Genomic DNA, 13,551 nt, shown 5'->3' with positions numbered 1-13,551 from the left:
GTCCGTGACCCGCGTGCGGCTACGCGCTCACTCCCAGCGGAAGGTGCGGGAGGCCACCCACGCGCACAGTGCGGCCCACACCGCGAGCACCACGGCCGCGCCGACGTCGAACGCGCCGGTCGTCGCCAGCCCGCGCAGCCCCTCGCCCAGCGCCCCCGAGGGCAGCAGCCGCACGACGGCGGCGAGCGGCCCGGGCAGGGAGTCCACGGGGATGAGCAGACCGCCCCCGGCCGCCATGAGGACCCACAGCAGGTTCGCGACGGCGAGCACGGCCTCCGGCCGCAGCGTCCCGCCGACCACCATCGCCAGGGCGACGAAGGCCGCGGTGCCCAGCAGCATCAGCGCGGCCGCGCCGAGGAAGGAGCCCAGGGACAGGCCCTGCGCCCGCCAGCCCAGCAGCGCAGCGGCGGCCACGAGGACCGCGGACTGCACGAGGAGGACGCACAGCACCGCGCCCAGCCGCCCCGCCAGCAGCCCGCCGCGTCCCAGCGGCGTGGTGGCCAGCATCCGCAGCACGCCCCACCGGCGGTCGAACGCGACGGCGATGGCCTGGGAGGTGAACGTGGACGCGACGGCGAGGGCGAGCACGCCGGCCAGCGCGGCGGCGGTGCGCTCGTCGCCGGGCAGCGGCACGACGTCGGTGCGGACCAGGACCACCAGGGCGATCAGCGGGAGGACGAAGGTGAGCAGCAGCTGCTCGCCGTTGCGCAGGATCGCGGCGGTCTCGAACCGGGTCTGGGCGAGGACGCGGCGGACGGCACCGCGGGTCATGACGGCTCCTCCTCGCCGCGCAGCTGGCGGCCGGTCAGGTCCAGGAAGGTGTCCTCGAGGGTGCGGCGGTGCGGCGCGACGGTCGCGTCGTGGTGGCCGGCGTCGTCGAGCGCGGTCGCGACGCGCGCGAGGGTGCGGGCGTCGACGGCGGACCCGGTCGTGCCGGGGGCGTCGGTGGCGACGGCGACCCAGCGTTCCGCCACGCGGACCTGCAGGTGGCCGTCGGACGCCAGCGCGGCGGTGAGCGCGCCGGCGAGGGCGGCGGGGGAGGACCCCGGCGGCGGCGTGACGCGCAGCTCGGGCGGCCCGACGAGCTCGGCGGGGGTGCCCTCGGCGACCACCCGGCCGGCGTCGATGATCACGACGTGGTCGGCGAGCTCCTCGGCCTCGCTCATGAGGTGCGTGGTCAGCACGAGCGAGGTTCCGCCGTCGCGGAGCTCGCGCAGCAGGTCCCACACCGCCAGGCGCGACTGGGGGTCCAGGCCGGCGGAGGGCTCGTCGAGGAAGACCAGCTCCGGGCGGCCGACCAGCGCCACAGCCAGGGCCAGGCGCTGGCGCTGCCCGCCGGAGAGCCGGCGGACCGGCGTCGCGGCGACGTCGGTCAGCCCGAGCCGGGCGAGGAGCTCCCCGGGGTCCACGGGCCGGTCGTGCAGGCGCGCGACGTGCGCGAGCACCGACCGTGCCCTTGGCGCGAGCGGCAGGCCGCCGTCCTGCAGCATGACCCCGACCCGGGACCGCAGCGGGGCGTCCGAGGAACGCTGCAGCCGGTCGAGCCCGAGGACCTCCACGGATCCGCCGTCGGGACGCCGCAGGCCCTCGCAGCACTCGATCGTCGTCGTCTTCCCCGCCCCGTTCGGTCCGAGGACCGCGGTGAGCTCGCCGCGCGCGGCGGTGAGGGACAGGCCGCGCACCACCTCGCGCGAGCCGTAGGTCTTGCGCAGACCGGACACGCGCAGGGCGGGGGCCGGCGCGGCACCGGGAGGCGCGCCGGCAGGGGAGTCGAGCGGGAGTGGCACGCGGCCAAGCGTAGGCAGATTTGCGCCACCCCCGGTCCAGGCGGTGGAGCGACGAGGGGCCCGGTGCGGAGCCTCACAGGCGAGGTGAGGCTGACCTTCCTTGCGGGGAAGGATTTAAGGAAGGAGACTGTTACCTAAAGAGTGCCAGGGGTAGGCATGCCCCGCGGACCACCGTCCGGCGTCACTTGCGGCAAGACCCACGGGACCGAGGGGAGGAGAACGCTTTGACCACGGCCGAGCGCCACACCCCCGAGATCGAGGCTTCCACGCGTGAGCGCGTCCTCGAGCTCGTCGTCGAGCAGGGGCCTGTCTCCGCCGCGACCCTCGCCCGCGTCCTCGACCTGACCCCGGCGGCCGTGCGCCGCCACATCGCGCACCTCGAGGACGCCGGGCAGATCGTCGTCCACGAGCCCGGCGGTCCCGGCGTGCGGCGCCGCGGCCGCCCCGCCCGGCACTACGTGGCCACCGACGCCGGCAGGGCCGTGCTGACCAACGCCTACTCCGACCTCGCGACCCACGCGCTGGACTTCATCGTGCAGGTGGCCGGGCCCGAGGCGCTGGAGAACTTCGCCGAGGCCCGGGTCACCGAGCTCGAGCGTCGGTACCGGCCGCTCGTCGAGCAGGCCGGCCGCTCGCTGCCGGACCGTGTCCACGCCCTTGCCGGCGCCCTGACCGCCGACGGGTACGCGGCGACGACCCGCACCGTCGGCGCCCAGGGCCTCGCGCTGCAGCTGTGCCAGGGGCACTGCCCGGTCCAGGACGTCGCCGAGGGTTTCCCCCAGCTGTGCGAGGCTGAGACCCAGGCGTTCTCCCGGCTCCTCGGCGTGCACGTCCAGCGCCTCGCCACGCTCGCCGCCGGCGGCCACGTGTGCACCACGCACGTGCCGCTCGCCGTCGCCCCGGCGAAGATCCCGGTCCGACCGGGCGCGGCGCCGGAGAGCAGGCCGGCACCGAACCCGTCCGCCACCTCCCAGACCACGTCGCCGAACGCCGGCGTCACGGAAGGAAACTGATGACAAGTCCCACCCAGCAGGACGTCACGGCGCCCGACGCGTCGATGACGGACGACGAGAAGATCATCGCCTCGATCGGCAGCTACAACTACGGCTGGCGCGACTCCGACGACGCCGGTGCGAACGCCCGACGTGGTCTCAGCGCCGACGTCGTGCGCAACATCTCGGCCCTGAAGAGCGAGCCCGAGTGGATGCTCAAGCGCCGCCTGAAGGGCCTGAACCTCTTCGACAAGAAGCCCATGCCGGGCTGGGGCGCCGACCTGTCGGGCATCGACTTCGACAACATCAAGTACTTCGTGCGGTCCACGGAGAAGCAGGCCACCAGCTGGGAGGACCTGCCCGAGGACATCAAGAACACCTACGACCGCCTGGGCATCCCCGAGGCCGAGAAGCAGCGTCTCGTGGCCGGCGTCGCCGCGCAGTACGAGTCCGAGGTCGTCTACCACCAGATCCGTGAGGACCTCGAGGCGCAGGGCGTCATCTTCCTCGACACCGACACGGGCCTGAAGGAGCACCCGGAGATCTTCGAGGAGTACTTCGGCTCCGTGATCCCCGCCGGCGACAACAAGTTCGCCTCGCTCAACACCGCCGTGTGGTCCGGCGGCTCGTTCGTGTACGTGCCCAAGGGCGTTCACGTCGAGATCCCGCTGCAGGCCTACTTCCGGATCAACACCGAGAACATGGGCCAGTTCGAGCGGACGCTGATCATCGCGGACGAGGGCTCGTACGTGCACTACGTCGAGGGCTGCACCGCCCCGATCTACCAGTCCGACTCGCTGCACTCGGCGGTCGTGGAGATCATCGTGAAGAAGGACGCCCGCGTCCGGTACACGACGATCCAGAACTGGTCGAACAACGTGTACAACCTCGTCACCAAGCGCGCCACGGTCGAGGCCGGCGGCACCATGGAGTGGATCGACGGGAACATCGGTTCCAAGGTGACCATGAAGTACCCGGCCGTCTACCTCATGGGCGAGCACGCCCGCGGGGAGACGCTGTCCATCGCCTTCGCCGGCGAGGGCCAGCACCAGGACACCGGCTCCAAGATGGTGCACCTCGCGCCGAACACCTCCTCCTCGATCGTGTCGAAGTCGGTGGCCCGCAGCGGCGGCCGTGCCTCGTACCGCGGCCTGGTGCAGGTGCTCGAGGGCGCCACGCACAGCAAGTCCAACGTGCTGTGCGACGCGCTGCTGGTGGACCAGATCTCCCGGTCCGACACCTACCCGTACGTCGACGTCCGCGTCGACGACGTCGAGATGGGCCACGAGGCCACCGTCTCGAAGGTGAGCGAGGACCAGCTGTTCTACCTCATGTCCCGGGGCATGGAGGAGACCGAGGCCATGGCGATGATCGTCCGCGGCTTCGTCGAGCCCATCGCCCGTGAGCTGCCGATGGAGTACGCCCTCGAGCTCAACCGCCTGATCGAGCTGCAGATGGAAGGATCCGTCGGCTGATGACCGCCACCACCGAGAAGAACCTGAGCACCGACCACACCCGCGCCACGGCCGACACCGCCCACAGCCACGGCGGCGGCACCGTGCCGGAGGCCTCCCGCGCCGACCGTGCGTCGTCGTTCGCGCTGGCCGACTTCCCCGTGCCGACCGGGCGCGAGGAGGACTGGCGCTTCACCCCCGTCAACCGCCTGCAGAAGATCTTCGCCGGCGAGCTGCACGGGACCGGCCCGGTCGTGACGGTGGACGCCGACGAGCAGGTGCGCGTCGAGCGCGTCGGGCGCGACGACGCCCGTCTCGGCGTCGCCGGCGCCCCCGGCGACCGCTCGGCCGCCGCGGCGTGGGAGTCCTTCGGCGAGGCCCTGGTCCTCACCGTTCCCCGCGGCCACACCGGCGGCCGGCACACCACGGTGTCGGTCAACGGCGACGCGGCGGCGGCCGAGGAGGCCTCGGCCCAGCACGTCCTCGTGGTCGCCGAGGAGCTCAGCGAGTCCCTCGTCGTCCTCGACCACCGCGGCTCCGCGCAGGTCTCGCAGACCGTGGAGATCGACGTCCGCGACGGCGCCCACCTCACCCTGGTCTCCGTGCAGGACTGGGAGGACGGTGCCGTGCACCTGTCCTCGCAGCGGGCGAAGGTCGGCCGGGACGCGCGCCTGAAGCACATCGTCGTCACCTTCGGCGGCGACGTCGTCCGGATGACCACAGACGCGGCGTTCACCGCCCCCGGCGGGGACGTCGAGCTGCTCGGGCTGTACTTCACCGACGCCGGCCAGCACCAGGAGCACCGCCTCTTCATCGACCACGCGGTGGAGAACTGCAAGTCCCGCGCCACGTACAAGGGCGCGCTGCAGGGCCAGGACGCGCACGCCGTGTGGGTCGGGGACGTCCTGATCCGCAAGGAGGCCGAGGGCACCGACACCTACGAGCTCAACCGCAACCTCGTGCTGACCGAGGGTGCCCGCGCGGACTCCGTGCCGAACCTGGAGATCGAGACCGGCGAGATCGAGGGGGCCGGGCACGCCTCGGCCACCGGCCGGTTCGACGACGAGCAGCTGTTCTACCTGCGCTCGCGCGGTGTCCCGGAGGCCGACGCGCGCCGGCTCGTGGTGCGCGGCTTCTTCGCCGAGCTGATCAACCAGATCGGCGTCCCGCTGGTCCAGGAGCGGCTGATGGCGGCCATCGAGGCCGAGCTCGACCGCACCATGGAGGCAGCCCGCCGATGACCGCCGAGCACGTCGCCGACGTCGCGGACCTCGAGCCCGGGGAGGCCATGCGCCTCGAGCTCGACGGTCCGGACGGCTCGCCCCTGCCGGTCGCGCTCGTGCGCGACGAGGAGGGTGCGTTCCACGCCATCTCGGACATCTGCTCCCACGGGCAGGTGAACCTCTCCGACGGCGAGGTCGAGGGCTCGACCATCGAGTGCTGGCTGCACGGGTCGACCTTCGACCTGAGCACCGGCCGACCGCTCAGCCTGCCCGCCACCCAGCCCGTCCCCGTCTACCTCGTGACCGTGGACGGCGAGCGAGTGCTGGTCGACGTCGACGCCACCGCCGACGTCACCAGCTGACCGCCGCCGCCCGCCCCCAGACCCCAGGAAGAGAAGAAGCCACAGATGTCCACCCTTGAGATCAAGAACCTCCACGTCTCCGTCGAGACCAACGACGGCCCGAAGCCGATCCTGCGCGGCGTCGACCTCACCATCAACTCGGGTGAGATCCACGCCATCATGGGCCCCAACGGCTCCGGCAAGTCGACCCTCGCCTACTCCATCGCCGGGCACCCGAAGTACACCGTCACTGAGGGCGAGGTGCTCCTGGACGGCGAGAACGTCCTGGAGATGAGCGTCGACGAGCGCGCCCGCGCCGGCCTGTTCCTCGCCATGCAGTACCCGGTCGAGGTCCCCGGCGTGACCGTGTCGAACTTCCTGCGCACCGCCAAGACCGCCATCACCGGCGAGGCCCCCGCGCTGCGGCAGTGGGTCGGCGACGTCAAGGACGCCATGGGCAAGCTGCGCATGGACCCCGAGTTCGCCCAGCGCGACGTGAACCACGGCTTCTCCGGCGGTGAGAAGAAGCGCCACGAGATCCTGCAGATGGAGCTGCTGCAGCCGAAGTTCGCCGTGCTCGACGAGACGGACTCCGGTCTCGACGTCGACGCGCTGCGGGTCGTCTCCGAGGGCGTCAACCGCGTCCACGAGAACACCGGCCTCGGCGTCATGCTGATCACGCACTACACGCGCATCCTGCAGTACATCAAGCCCGACTTCGTCCACGTCTTCGTCGAGGGCAAGGTCGCCGAGCAGGGTGGCGCCGAGCTCGCCGACCAGCTCGAGGCCGAGGGCTACGACAAGTACCTGACCGCCACGGTCTGAGAGGTATCCGCATGAACGCTGCCGGAACCCCGGTGGCCGGTCAGCTCGCCGCACCGGCCGCCAGCCCCTCCCGCTCCCTGAGCGCGGAGGAGCTGGCGGCCGTGCGCGCCGACTTCCCGCTGCTCGGTCGCACGGTGCGCGACGGCAGGCCGCTGGTCTACCTCGACACCGCCGCCACGTCCCAGAAGCCCCAGTGCGTCCTCGACGCCGAGCAGGACTTCTACCTCCGTCGCAACGCGGCGGTGCACCGCGGGGCCCACCAGCTGGCGGAGGAGGCGACCGAGGCCTACGAGGCCGCCCGCGCCGCCGTCGCCGCCTTCGTGGGGGTCGAGACCGACGAGATCGTCTGGACGAAGAACGCGACCGAGGGCATCAACCTCGTCGCGTACGCCATGTCCAACGCCTCGCTCGGGCGCGGCGGGGACCGTGCGCGCGAGCTGTTCGGGCTCGGACCGGGTGACGAGGTCGTGGTCACCGAGGCCGAGCACCACGCCAACCTCGTGCCGTGGCAGGAGCTGTGCGCCCGCACCGGCGCCACCCTGCGGTGGATCTCGCTGACGGACGACGGCCGCCTCGACCCGGCGACCTTCGACGTGATCACCGAGCGCACCCGCGTCGTCGCGCTGACGCACGCGTCCAACGTCACCGGCGCCGTCAGCCCCGTGGCCGACGTCGTCGCGCTGGCCCGCAGGGCCGGCGCCCTGGTCGTCCTCGACGCCTGCCAGTCGGCGGCGCACCTGCCGCTGGACCTGAGGGCGCTCGACGTCGACTTCGCCGTCTTCTCCGGGCACAAGATGCTCGGCCCCACCGGGGTGGGGGTCCTGTACGGGCGTCGCGAGCTGCTCGAGGTGCTCCCGCCGTTCCTCACGGGCGGGTCCATGGTGCAGGTGGTGACCATGGAGTCCACCACCTACGCGGACGCGCCCACCCGCTTCGAGGCCGGCACCCAGATGGTCTCCCAGACCGTCGGGCTGCACGCCGCGGTCGGCTACCTCGCCGAGCTGGGGATGGACGCGCTGGCCGCGCACGAGGCCGAGCTGACCCGGCTGCTGCTGGACGGCGTCGCCTCCGTGCCGGGCGTCCGGGTGCTGGGCCCCACGGACCCCGCCGACCGGCTCGCCGTCGTGGCCTTCGAGGTCGACGGCGTGCACCCGCACGATGTCGGGCAGGTGCTCGACGACGCCGGGATCGCCGTGCGCGTCGGTCACCACTGCGCCCAGCCCATCCACCGCCGCCTCGGCGTCAACGCCTCGGCACGTGCGTCGGCCGGCGTCTACACGACGGCGGAGGAGATCGAGGCGTTCGTCGACCAGCTCGGTCGCGTGCGCCGGTTCTTCGGGGTGGACCATGGCTGACGCGATGGAGCAGCTCTACCAGCAGGTCATTCTCGACCACTCGCGCGAGAAGCACGGCGCGGGGGAGATCGACCCGTTCGACGGTGAGTCCTTCCAGGTCAACCCGACCTGCGGGGACGAGGTGCGACTGCGGGTCCGCCTCGACCACGCCGACGGCCCGCCCAGGGTCGCCGGGATCGGCTGGGTCGGCCAGGGGTGCTCGATCTCCCAGGCGTCGCTGTCGGTGCTCAACGACCTGGTCACCGGCCAGGACATCTCGACCGTCGACCGCCTCAACGAGACGTTCCGCGAGCTCATGCACAACCGTGGCAAGGAGCTGGCGGCCGAGAAGCAGGACTCCCTGGAGGACGCCGCGGCGTTCGTGGGCGTCGCCCGTTACCCTGCCCGCATCAAGTGCGCCCTGCTCGGCTGGATGGCCCTGCGCGACGCCCTCGCCCACGCCCTGACGGCAGAGCCGTCCCAGAAGGAGGATTCATGAGCGAGACGACCAACCCGCCCTCGGCGACGAACCCGTCGCCCACCACCGCGGCCGACGTCGAGGAGGCCATGCGCGACGTCATCGACCCCGAGCTCGGGATCAATGTCGTGGACCTCGGCCTCGTCTACGGCGTGACCGTGGACCAGAACAACCACGCCGTCATCGACATGACGCTGACCTCGGCGGCCTGCCCGCTGACCGACGTCATCGAGGACCAGGCAGCGCAGGCGCTCGAGGGCCTCGTCGCCGGCCAGCGCATCAACTGGGTCTGGATGCCGCCGTGGGGCCCGGAGAAGATCACGCCCATCGGGCGCGAGCAGCTCCGCGCCATCGGCTTCAACGTCTGAGTCCTGCGCCCTGAGCCCGGCGCCCGTCGCTGCGCGGGCCCCCGCTCGGTAGCTCTGGGACGCGTAACTGCGGCCCCGCACCTCCTCACGAGGTGCGGGGCCGCAGCACTTTGTCGGCATTTCCCTCTTCACGTGCGCAGCCGGACGCTGTAGCGTTCCCTCTCGCATGCCGGAATAAGACTTTCACCACCGCGGGGCTTCACCCGGGCCCACGCGGTGCGCTGGACGTCTCGCCGATCCGGCGGGCTTCAACGAGGAGGTCATGTGTCCACCAGCAGTGCCGTCAAGTCCAGACATCCTGTCGACGAGATCCCCCGCCTCGACAGGCTCTTCCCCCTGGGGCTGCAGCACGTCCTGGCGATGTACGCCGGCGCCGTCGCGGTCCCCCTGATCGTCGGCGGTGCCCTGGGGTACTCGCCCCAGGACATCGCGTTCCTCATCAGCGCCGACCTCTTCGTGGCCGGCGTCGCCACCCTGATCCAGTCGATCGGCTTCTGGCGCTTCGGGGTCCGCCTGCCCCTGATGCAGGGCGTGACGTTCGCCGCCGTCGGCCCGATGATCGCCATCGGCAACCAGTACGACATCACGGCGATCTTCGGCGCCACGATCGCCTGCGGCCTGTTCATGATCGCCCTGGCGCCGGTGTTCTCCTCGATCCTGCGGTTCTTCCCGCCCCTCGTGACCGGCACGGTCATCATGATCATCGGCCTGTCGCTCATGGGCGTGGCCGGAGGGTGGATCACCAACAACCAGGACACGGCGGAACCGCGTGACCTCGCGTTCGCGGCCGGGACCCTGATCTTCATCATCCTGCTGGAGCGGTTCGCCCCGCCCGCGGTCGCGCGCGTCTCGGTGCTGCTCGGCCTCGTCGTCGGCACCATCGTCGCGATCCCGTTCGGGCTGGTGGACTGGTCCGGGGTGGGGGCGGCCGGCTGGTTCGCGGTCATCACGCCGCTGCACTTCGGCCTGCCGACGTTCCCGATCGCCGCCGTCATCTCCATGCTCGTCGTCGGCCTCGTGATCATGACCGAGACCACCGGTGACATGGTCGCCGTCGGGGAGATCGTCGACCGCCCGGTCGGCAAGCGTCAGCTCGCCGACGGCCTGCGCGCCGACGGCCTGTCCACGATGCTCGGCGGGTTCTTCAACACCTTCCCGTACACGGCCTTCGCGCAGAACGTGGGCCTCGTCAGCCTCACCCGCGTGAAGTCGCGGTGGGTCACCGCCATGTCCGGCGTCATCCTGATCGCGCTCGGCCTCGTGCCCAAGGTGGCCGCCATCGTCGAGGGCGTGCCGCGGTCGGTCCTCGGCGGCGCCGGGATCGCCCTGTTCGGGATGGTGGTCGCCTCCGGCGTCCGCACCCTGGCGCGGGTGCACTTCACCAACACGAACATCCTCGTGGTGGCGATCTCGGTCGGCGTGGCGCTCATGCCCACCGTCCGGCCGGACATCTACGCCGCGTTCCCCGACTGGTTCCAGCTGATCTTCGACTCCGGCATCAGCGCCGGTGCGCTCACCGCGATCCTGCTGAACCTGCTGCTCAACCCGGCGCAACGTGCTGTGGACGACGCCGAGGCGGTCCAGGACGCCCGGCGCATCACCAAGAGCCTCAACAGGCCGGAGGTGGTGCGCGACGCGGAGGCCGCTCAGGCAGGGCGTGCGTCGGCTCGGGAGGGCAACGGTCATCGCGAGCGTGAGGTGGTCACCACCGAGAGCCCGGAGGCGGACCCCCACCGCTGATCCCCGCTCGGCCGCCCTCTTCGCCGAGTGAGCCCGTAGGCGGTGCCCCCGCACCGACTGCGGGTGAGAACGCCCACCGCGTGCAGGAACGCCGACCGCTACCGGAACCCCCGGTAGCGGTCGGCGTTTCTCACAGCAGTGGGCGACTCACAGCAGTGGGCGACTCGCGGCGTGGAGCCGGCCGCGACGCCCCGCGGCCGTCGGCTCAGAGCTGTCCGGCCGAGAACGTGTCGCAGGCGGCCAGCGAGCCCTGCTCGTAGCCGGTCGTGAACCAGCGCATGCGCTGCTCGGCAGAGCCGTGGGTCCACGCCTCGGGGTTGACTGCCTGGCCGGCGCCCGCCTGGATGCGGTCGTCGCCCACCGCGGCCGCGGCGTCGAGGGCGTCCGAGATCTGTGCGGCGGCGGGCTGCTGCAGCAGCGGTGCGCCGTCGGGGGAGTCCGGGTCCGGCACCGTGGCCGCGTGTGAGAGCCACATGCCCGCGTAGCAGTCGGCCTGCAGCTCGAGACGCACGCCGTCGGACGTCGGGCCGGTGTCCTGCCGGTCGATGGCGTCCATGATGCCCTGCTGGTTGGAGATGTGGTGGCCCCACTCGTGCCCGACGATGTACAGCTGCGCCAACGGGGCGTTCTCGGCACCGAGCTGCGTCTCGAGCTGGTCGAAGAAGCCGGTGTCGAGGTAGACGCTCTCGTCCGGCGGGCAGTAGAACGGGCCGACGGCGGAGGTGGCGTTGCCGCAGCCGGTCGCCACCGAGCCCTCGAACACCTCGAAGCCCGGCTCCCGGTACTGCACGCCCGCCTGCTCGGGCAGCGCCGTCTGCCAGAACGCGTCGAGCGACTCGGCTCCCGCCACCATGCGGCACTCGACGTACTGGTTGGCGTCCGCGCCGGTCCGGCAGTGCTCGAGACTCATCCCGGTCTCCTGCTGAGAGGCGTCCCCGCCGCCGACGACGCCGGAGAGGTCCTGCCCCGTGAACAGGTAGACGAGCAGCACGAGCACGCCCGCGCCGCCCCCGACCGCTATCCCCTTGCCGCCACGCGACGTGCGCACCCGGCTGGAGTCGATCCGGCCGCCCCTGTTGAAAGTCATGCGCCTCAAGGTAGTTCGGCCGGCGCGACCCGGCGCGTCGGCGGGGGTGAGAGCAAATTCTCTCGGCCCGCCCGGGGCGGCCACGTAGACTGGAGCGCGCACCACATCGGTGCCCCACACCCCCGTCTGCGTCTTGAGGTCTGCCCTGTGATCACCGCCCACGACGTCTCCATGCGCATCGGCGCTCGTGAGCTCCTCCACGAGGCCACCTTCCGCATCGACGCCGGCATGCGCATCGGGCTCGTCGGGCGCAACGGCGCCGGCAAGACGACGCTGACGAAGCTGCTGTCCGGCCAGGACGAGACGGCCTCGGTGGTCCAGCACACCGGCCAGATCGTGCGGTCGGGCGAGATCGGCTACCTGCCGCAGGACCCGCGCACGGGCGACCTGCAGGTGCTGGCGCGGGACCGCGTGCTCTCCGCCCGCGGCCTCGACGAGATCGTCCGGCGCATCCGCCGCGCCGAGCACACCATGAGCACCGCCGAGGGCGCCGCCCAGCAGAAGGCCATGGAGAAGTACGTGCGCCTGGACGCCGAGTTCGCGGCGCAGGGTGGCTGGGCCGCGGAGTCGGAGGCCGCCCGCATCACCTCGAACCTCGGGCTGCCCACCCGGGTGCTGGAGCAGCCGCTGGAAACCCTCTCCGGCGGTCAGCGCCGCCGGGTGGAGCTCGCGCGGATCCTGTTCTCCGGGGTCGACACCCTGCTGCTCGACGAGCCGACCAACCACCTGGACCACGACTCGATCATCTGGCTGCGCGACTACCTGAAGAGCTACTCGGGCGGCTTCGTGGTGATCTCTCACGACGTCGAGCTGCTGCGCGAGACGGTCAACCACGTGTGGCACCTCGACGCCAACCGCGGCGTGCTCGACGTGTACAACATGGGCTGGGACGCCTACGTCAAGCAGCGCGAGGCCGACGAGCGTCGTCGCCGCCGCGAACGGGCCAACGCGGAGAAGAAGGCCGGTCAGCTGATGGCCCAGGCCGACAAGATGCGTGCCAAGGCCACCAAGACCGTCGCCGCGCAGAACATGGCCCGACGGGCCGAGCGGCTCCTGTCGGGGCTCGACGAGGTCCGCCGCGCCGACAAGGTCGCGCACCTGCGCTTCCCCGACCCGGCGCCGTGCGGGAAGACCCCGCTCACGGCCGAGGGGCTGAGCAAGTCCTACGGCTCCCTCGAGGTCTTCACCGACGTCAACCTCGCCATCGACCGCGGCTCCAAGGTGGTCATCCTGGGCCTGAACGGCGCGGGCAAGACCACCCTGCTGCGCATCCTCGGCGGCGTGGAGGAGCCGGACACCGGCGAGGTGATCCCCGGGCACGGCCTGAAGGTCGGCTACTACGCCCAGGAGCACGAGACCCTCGACGTCGAGAGCACCGTGGTGGAGAACCTCCGCTCGGCGGCCCCCGACCTCGACGACACCGGTGTGCGCAGCGTGCTCGGCTCGTTCCTGTTCTCCGGGGAGGACGCCGACAAGCCCGCCAAGGTGCTCTCCGGCGGCGAGAAGACCCGTCTCGCGCTCGCGGTCCTCGTGGTCTCCTCGGCGAACGTGCTGCTGCTGGACGAGCCGACGAACAACCTCGACCCGGCCAGCCGCGAGGAGATCCTCGGCGCGCTGCGCTCCTTCACCGGCGCCGTCGTCCTCGTCACGCACGACGAGGGCGCGGTCGAGGCGCTCAACCCCGAGCGGGTGCTCCTGCTGCCCGACGCGGACGAGGACCTTTGGAGCGACCAGTACCTCGAGCTCGTCACCCTCGCGTGAGGAGCGTGCGACCTCGCGTGAGCCGAGTCCGGACTCACGTGAGCCGCGGTCAGGTTCGCTGATCAGTCAACGGTGAGGATTCGGTGCCCCAGAGGCATCGGATCCTCACCGTTGTTCGTCCAACGCCGAGTGGGGATCACGGCGAAGGTTTGGCGGCCGAC

General features: G+C 71.7%; 13 protein-coding genes. 10 read left to right on the top strand and 3 right to left on the bottom strand.

Annotated elements, in window-relative coordinates; all coding sequences use genetic code 11:
* Nucleotides 1-27 precede the first annotated feature (27 nt).
* Nucleotides 28-771: an ABC transporter permease gene (locus ATJ97_RS03930; RefSeq protein ID WP_098482626.1), complete on the bottom strand. Its 744-nt coding sequence runs from the start codon at nucleotides 769-771 to the stop codon at nucleotides 28-30.
* Nucleotides 768-1,787: an ABC transporter ATP-binding protein gene (locus ATJ97_RS03925; RefSeq protein WP_098482625.1), complete on the bottom strand. Its 1,020-nt coding sequence runs from the start codon at nucleotides 1,785-1,787 to the stop codon at nucleotides 768-770. Before ATJ97_RS03925 ends, ATJ97_RS03930 begins: the two co-directional genes overlap by 4 nt.
* Before the next feature lie 224 nt (nucleotides 1,788-2,011).
* Between ATJ97_RS03925 and ATJ97_RS03920 the strand changes: the two genes are divergently transcribed.
* The 9 genes from ATJ97_RS03920 (at nucleotide 2,012) to ATJ97_RS03880 (ending at nucleotide 10,542) form a co-directional block, all read left to right on the top strand.
* Nucleotides 2,012-2,800 carry a helix-turn-helix transcriptional regulator gene (locus ATJ97_RS03920; RefSeq protein WP_098482624.1) on the top strand — a complete coding sequence of 263 codons (789 nt, stop codon included), beginning with the start codon at nucleotides 2,012-2,014 and terminating at the stop codon, nucleotides 2,798-2,800.
* A gap of 44 nt (nucleotides 2,801-2,844) precedes the next feature.
* A complete protein-coding gene (gene sufB / locus ATJ97_RS03915) occupies nucleotides 2,845-4,254 on the top strand; it encodes a Fe-S cluster assembly protein SufB (RefSeq protein ID WP_098485205.1) in 1,410 nt (469 codons plus the stop codon).
* Complete coding sequence (sufD, locus tag ATJ97_RS03910; protein ID WP_098482623.1) at nucleotides 4,254-5,474, top strand: Fe-S cluster assembly protein SufD; 1,221 nt, start codon at nucleotides 4,254-4,256, stop codon at nucleotides 5,472-5,474. Before sufB ends, sufD begins: the two co-directional genes overlap by 1 nt.
* Nucleotides 5,471-5,818, top strand: a complete 348-nt coding sequence (locus tag ATJ97_RS03905; RefSeq protein WP_098482622.1) for a non-heme iron oxygenase ferredoxin subunit — start codon at nucleotides 5,471-5,473, stop codon at nucleotides 5,816-5,818. Before sufD ends, ATJ97_RS03905 begins: the two co-directional genes overlap by 4 nt.
* 45 nt (nucleotides 5,819-5,863) lie before the next feature.
* Nucleotides 5,864-6,622 (top strand): Fe-S cluster assembly ATPase SufC, encoded by a 759-nt coding sequence (gene sufC / locus ATJ97_RS03900; RefSeq protein ID WP_098482621.1) that lies wholly within the window; start codon nucleotides 5,864-5,866, stop codon nucleotides 6,620-6,622.
* Between the two features lie 11 nt (nucleotides 6,623-6,633).
* Nucleotides 6,634-7,977, top strand: coding sequence for a SufS family cysteine desulfurase (locus ATJ97_RS03895; RefSeq protein WP_098482620.1), 1,344 nt, complete (start codon nucleotides 6,634-6,636; stop codon nucleotides 7,975-7,977).
* Nucleotides 7,970-8,455, top strand: coding sequence for a Fe-S cluster assembly sulfur transfer protein SufU (sufU, locus tag ATJ97_RS03890; protein WP_098482619.1), 486 nt, complete (start codon nucleotides 7,970-7,972; stop codon nucleotides 8,453-8,455). Before ATJ97_RS03895 ends, sufU begins: the two co-directional genes overlap by 8 nt.
* Nucleotides 8,452-8,802 (top strand): metal-sulfur cluster assembly factor, encoded by a 351-nt coding sequence (locus ATJ97_RS03885; protein WP_098482618.1) that lies wholly within the window; start codon nucleotides 8,452-8,454, stop codon nucleotides 8,800-8,802. Before sufU ends, ATJ97_RS03885 begins: the two co-directional genes overlap by 4 nt.
* Nucleotides 8,803-9,066: 264 nt before the next feature.
* A complete protein-coding gene (locus tag ATJ97_RS03880) occupies nucleotides 9,067-10,542 on the top strand; it encodes a nucleobase:cation symporter-2 family protein (RefSeq protein WP_170037116.1) in 1,476 nt (491 codons plus the stop codon).
* A gap of 205 nt (nucleotides 10,543-10,747) precedes the next feature.
* Here the strand turns inward: ATJ97_RS03880 and ypfJ are convergent, their stop codons facing one another.
* Entirely contained in the window at nucleotides 10,748-11,629 is an 882-nt protein-coding gene (gene ypfJ, locus ATJ97_RS03875; protein ID WP_098482617.1) for a KPN_02809 family neutral zinc metallopeptidase, read from the bottom strand.
* Between the two features lie 147 nt (nucleotides 11,630-11,776).
* Between ypfJ and ATJ97_RS03870 the strand changes: the two genes are divergently transcribed.
* Complete coding sequence (locus tag ATJ97_RS03870; RefSeq protein ID WP_098482616.1) at nucleotides 11,777-13,390, top strand: ABC-F family ATP-binding cassette domain-containing protein; 1,614 nt, start codon at nucleotides 11,777-11,779, stop codon at nucleotides 13,388-13,390.
* The last annotated feature ends 161 nt before the right edge of the window (nucleotides 13,391-13,551 follow it).

The sequence above is a fragment of the Georgenia soli genome, from assembly GCF_002563695.1.
GTDB lineage: Bacteria > Actinomycetota > Actinomycetes > Actinomycetales > Actinomycetaceae > Georgenia > Georgenia soli.
Note: the sequence above shows the minus strand (reverse complement) of the source record. Positions and strands in the feature narration are given on the sequence as shown.

Excerpts from the sequence above, each read along its gene's own strand:
- ATJ97_RS03885 (WP_098482618.1), top strand. The coding sequence starts at position 8,452 with ATGAGCGAGACGACCAACCCGCCCTCGGCGACGAACCCGTCGCCCACC.
- ATJ97_RS03930 (WP_098482626.1), bottom strand. The coding sequence starts at position 771 with ATGACCCGCGGTGCCGTCCGCCGCGTCCTCGCCCAGACCCGGTTCGAG.
- ATJ97_RS03895 (WP_098482620.1), top strand. The coding sequence starts at position 6,634 with ATGAACGCTGCCGGAACCCCGGTGGCCGGTCAGCTCGCCGCACCGGCC.
- ATJ97_RS03905 (WP_098482622.1), top strand. The coding sequence starts at position 5,471 with ATGACCGCCGAGCACGTCGCCGACGTCGCGGACCTCGAGCCCGGGGAG.
- sufB (WP_098485205.1), top strand. The coding sequence starts at position 2,845 with ATGACGGACGACGAGAAGATCATCGCCTCGATCGGCAGCTACAACTAC.
- sufD (WP_098482623.1), top strand. The coding sequence starts at position 4,254 with ATGACCGCCACCACCGAGAAGAACCTGAGCACCGACCACACCCGCGCC.
- sufU (WP_098482619.1), top strand. The coding sequence starts at position 7,970 with ATGGCTGACGCGATGGAGCAGCTCTACCAGCAGGTCATTCTCGACCAC.
- ypfJ (WP_098482617.1), bottom strand. The coding sequence starts at position 11,629 with ATGACTTTCAACAGGGGCGGCCGGATCGACTCCAGCCGGGTGCGCACG.
- sufC (WP_098482621.1), top strand. The coding sequence starts at position 5,864 with ATGTCCACCCTTGAGATCAAGAACCTCCACGTCTCCGTCGAGACCAAC.